This window comes from bacterium (assembly GCA_040755795.1).
Taxonomy (GTDB): Bacteria; UBA9089; CG2-30-40-21; order CG2-30-40-21; family SBAY01; genus JBFLXS01.
Genome location: JBFLXS010000636.1, coordinates 1 through 1,642, shown reverse-complemented (window position 1 = coordinate 1,642; position 1,642 = coordinate 1). Strand labels below are relative to the sequence as shown.

4 protein-coding genes are annotated in these 1,642 nt (G+C 38.2%); all 4 read right to left on the bottom strand.

From position 1 onward, the window contains the following. On the bottom strand, nucleotides 1-374 hold a 374-nt coding region (gene rpsK, locus AB1414_20500), incomplete at its 3' end, for a 30S ribosomal protein S11 (protein MEW6609792.1). A 266-nt stretch (nucleotides 375-640) separates the two neighbouring features. After that, entirely contained in the window at nucleotides 641-1,012 is a 372-nt protein-coding gene (gene rpsM / locus AB1414_20495; protein ID MEW6609791.1) for a 30S ribosomal protein S13, read from the bottom strand. A gap of 66 nt (nucleotides 1,013-1,078) precedes the next feature. Next, the gene (gene rpmJ, locus AB1414_20490) at nucleotides 1,079-1,192 is read right to left on the bottom strand and encodes a 50S ribosomal protein L36 (protein MEW6609790.1); all 114 of its coding nucleotides are present in this window, start codon (nucleotides 1,190-1,192) and stop codon (nucleotides 1,079-1,081) included. A gap of 18 nt (nucleotides 1,193-1,210) precedes the next feature. Then, on the bottom strand, nucleotides 1,211-1,429 hold the full coding sequence (infA, locus tag AB1414_20485; protein MEW6609789.1) for a translation initiation factor IF-1: 219 nt from the start codon (nucleotides 1,427-1,429) through the stop codon (nucleotides 1,211-1,213). Between the last annotated feature and the right edge of the window lie 213 nt (nucleotides 1,430-1,642).

Here is a 1,642-nt window from a genome sequence, read left to right as displayed (position 1 = left end):
CCGTTATGGGGGATAGGGGTAACATCTTTAATTGCTTTAATATCTAATCCAGCGGCTTGCAAGGCGCGGATAGCTGATTCTCTACCTGAACCTGGTCCTCTAACAAAAACTGAGACTTCACTCATTCCATAATCCATTACCTTTTTAGCGGCGGTGTCTGCGGCTACCTGGGAAGCAAAAGGAGTGCCTTTCTTTGTTCCTTTAAAACCAACACTTCCACAACTTGCCCAGCTAAGAACATTACCTTTTGGGTCAGTAATGGTCACAATCGTATTATTAAATGTAGATTGAATATGAACAATACCTGTTCGGACTACCTTTTTTTCCTTTTTTCGTCTTCCTTTTGTTTGACTATCACCTTTAGGTTTTTGCATGTTTTATAACTCCTTTTTCGGTAACCGTTCAGCCACAGAGGCACAGAGTTCACAGAGAATTAGAGAAATTAGCCACAAATGGACACGAATTAACCTGTGACATTCGATAAATGTAGTGCGAACCTTTAGGTTCACTTTCCTGCTTGCCAGAAGCGAGGCTAAAGCCTCGCACTACAAATCTTTTTATTATTCGTGTTCATGGTTATATATTCCCTCTGTGTTCTCTGTGACTCTGTGGCTATATCCTGAACGGTTACCCTTTTTCTTTATTTTTTCCTTATCATTCCCGCAACTTTTCGTGGCCCTCTTCTGGTTCTGGCGTTAGTATGTGTGCGTTGACCTCGAACTGGTAAGCCACGACGATGCCTCATCCCTCGATAACACCCAATTTCTGTTAATCTCTTTATATTTGTAGATACTTCTCGACGAAGGTCTCCTTCAACTTTAAAACTATGCTCAATAATATTTCTAATTCTGACAACTTCATCCTCGGCTAAATCTCTAACTCTGGTATCTGGCTTAATATTTGCCATCTTGAGAATTTTTTGTGAAGTAGTTAATCCTATTCCATATAGATAGGTTAATCCGACCTCTACCCGTTTATCTCTTGGTAAATCAACTCCACTAATTCTTGCCAATGTCTTCCTCCTTTTTGCATGGTAACTGGTTAAATGGTAATAAAGGGATTAGTTACAATTTACCAATCATCCTTGTCTTTGTTTATGTTTAGGATTGGAGCAAAGGATGCGAATAATTCCTTTGCGTTTAATTATCTTACATTTTTCACAAATTTTTTTAACCGAAGTTCTAACTTTCATTATTTTTTATCTCCTTTATCACTTTTCGCGATAGATGATTCTTCCTCTTGATAAATCATAAAGTGATAATTCAACCGTGACTTTATCACCGGGTAAGATTCGAATAAAATGTTTTCGCATCTTACCCGATATATAAGCCAATATTTTATGTCCATTTTCGAGTTCTACTCGAAACATAGTATTAGGTAATACCTCTGAAACTATACCTTCTACTTTAATCGTTTCTTCTTTTGGCATAATTACCTTCTTCGTAACCGTTCAGGATATAGCCACAGAGCCACAGAGAACACAGAGGGAATATATAACCACGAATGAACACGCATAATAAAAAGATTTGTAGTGTGAGGCTTTAGCCTCGCTTCTGGCAAGCAGGAAAGCGAACCTAAAGGTTCGCACTACATTTATCGAATGTCACAGGTTAATTCGTGTCCATTTGTGGCTAATTTCTCT